At 37.1% G+C, this 523-nt stretch carries 1 protein-coding gene; it reads right to left on the bottom strand.

The window, feature by feature from the left end:
* Positions 1-377, bottom strand: a 377-nt coding sequence (locus E1163_RS30810) for a polysaccharide biosynthesis protein (RefSeq protein WP_221417857.1), incomplete at its 3' end; no start/stop codon positions are given.
* Positions 378-523 lie beyond the last annotated feature (146 nt).

Raw genomic sequence — 523 nt, forward strand, 5'->3', positions numbered from 1 at the left:
TTGAATCGTGTACTGATTTGCATTAACATTTCAAAGCAGCCAATAAAGAATGCAGAAGCGGGAACGAAGAATAACCAATATTGCATTTCGGGTGATTGCAAAATTGACGAAATCTGTACGTTGAATATTGCTATAATACAAAAGAGCAAGAGGCAGAATATTGCTGAAAAGCAAATCCCTACCATTGTAAGTTGGATCGAATCCTTGTCTTTTTTTGGCAAATGAATAGCTAGGTCATATTTGCCGTTTGAAACAGGACCAAAAATATTTGTTAGAGATAGGAAAATGCCAGCAAGACCCAAATGAGCTGGCAAATAAATTCGAGATATCACTGGACTTAGTATCACAGGAACTGCCTGAGCAAGTGCTGTTCCCAAAACCAGAGTGGTAGTATACTTTAAAAAAGACGAATTCCGATATTTTTTGAACCACTGCAATTCTGCCTAAATATTTAAACAATTAGAACTTTTATACAAGATGGTGGTGCACTTCAGATTAAACCAATAGGGTGATGCGCCCCAAA

The sequence above is a fragment of the Fulvivirga kasyanovii genome (assembly GCF_009711405.1).
Taxonomy (GTDB): Bacteria; Bacteroidota; Bacteroidia; order Cytophagales; family Cyclobacteriaceae; genus Fulvivirga; species Fulvivirga kasyanovii.